Origin of the sequence: Phytohabitans kaempferiae, assembly GCF_042433955.1 — a bacterium.
Lineage (GTDB): Bacteria > Actinomycetota > Actinomycetes > Mycobacteriales > Micromonosporaceae > Phytohabitans > Phytohabitans kaempferiae.
On record NZ_JBHLUH010000110.1, the window covers coordinates 1 to 1,432 of the forward strand.

General features: G+C 67.1%; 1 protein-coding gene. It reads left to right on the top strand.

Features of this window, described 5'->3' with window-relative positions; genetic code table 11:
• Positions 1 to 40: 40 nt before the first annotated feature.
• A complete protein-coding gene (locus ACFFIA_RS42430) occupies positions 41 to 1,327 on the top strand; it encodes an IS701 family transposase (RefSeq protein ID WP_377262982.1) in 1,287 nt (428 codons plus the stop codon).
• The last annotated feature ends 105 nt before the right edge of the window (positions 1,328 to 1,432 follow it).

Consider the following 1,432-nt stretch of genomic DNA (forward strand, 5'->3'; position numbering starts at 1 on the left):
GGTTTGCGTTCACGGGGCTGGTCTGGGGAGGTATTGTCCCGTGACTGCTCGTCTGCCCTGTCCTGCCGCGGCGGGACCGTTGGAAGGATACGCTGTCCACTTTGATGAGTTGTTCAGGTCGTTGGCGCAGCGGCGCGGGTTTCGTGAGTATCTGACTGGGCTGCTGGGGCCGCGGGATCGAAACAAGACGTTGACTTGCTTGGCTGGGGCTGAGCCGGTGGAGGGGGCGCAGCACGCGGCGGTGCAGCGGTTGCAGTACTTCCTGTCGGAGTCCACTTGGGACAGTGAGCAGGTCAACAGCCGGCGGCTGGAACTGCTTGTCGGCGATCCAGCCACGGCACCGCACGATCGTGGTGTGCTGGTCATCGACGACTCCGGGGATCGTAAGGACGGCACCGGTACCGCGCATGTGGGGCGGCAGTGGCTGGGTCGCTACGGCAAGACCGACAACGGCATCGTCACCGTGACCACGGTGTGGGCCGACGAGCGTGTCTACTACCCGCTGCACGCACAGCCGTACACCCCGGCCTCGCACTTTCCCCGCAAACGCGTGGATCCCGGCTTTCGCACCAAGCTGCAGATCGCCGCCGACCTGGTGGCCAAGGCACGCACCGCGGGGGTGGTATGCCGGGCGGTCGTGGCCGACTGCTTCTACGGCGATCACGACGACCTGCGCGCCGAACTACGCCACGGCGGGTGGGGCTTCGTCATGGCCCTCAAACCCGCCCGCGGCACCTGGCAGTACGGGGCCGAGGCGTACACCCCGAAAGACGCCGCCAAAGCGGTGCCCTGGAACGGCCCGGACGATCCCGGCCGGTGGAGCCCGGTGCAACGACGGTTCCGTGACGGACACACCGAAACCTGGTGGGCCACCGACGCCCAACTGGGCTGGTGGGGACCCGACGGACACACCCGCCTCGTGGTCGCCACCACCGACCCGGCCACCCTGCCGGACAAGGCCACCTGGTACCTGGCCACCAACCTGCCCCGACCCGGCGGCCCACACGACACCCCCGACCGCCTCCACGAACCAGCCGACCTAACCGAAGTAGTCCGGCTATACGGAATCCGGCACTGGATCGAACAAAGCTACAAACAGGTCAAAGACGAACTGGGCTGGGCCGACTTCCAAGTCCGCTCCGACACGGCGATCCGCCGCCACCAAACCCTGGTCCACTGCGCGTTCTCATTCTGCTGGGACACCTGGTTCGACGACCAGCCCACACAGTCCACAAACAACTCTCCGGAGCCGGCACCACCCGCCGACCCCGGAGAGAGGGGGGCCCGAAACACCACCACTACCGTCCTGGCCCAAGGCGCTACGTAAAGTCCGCTCCTGGCTCACCCCATCGATCATGCTCCGGCGCCTCTGGGCGGCATGGACACCCGCACCACCACCCGCTGACCTGCAGGCACTCCTCAACGCCGTCGC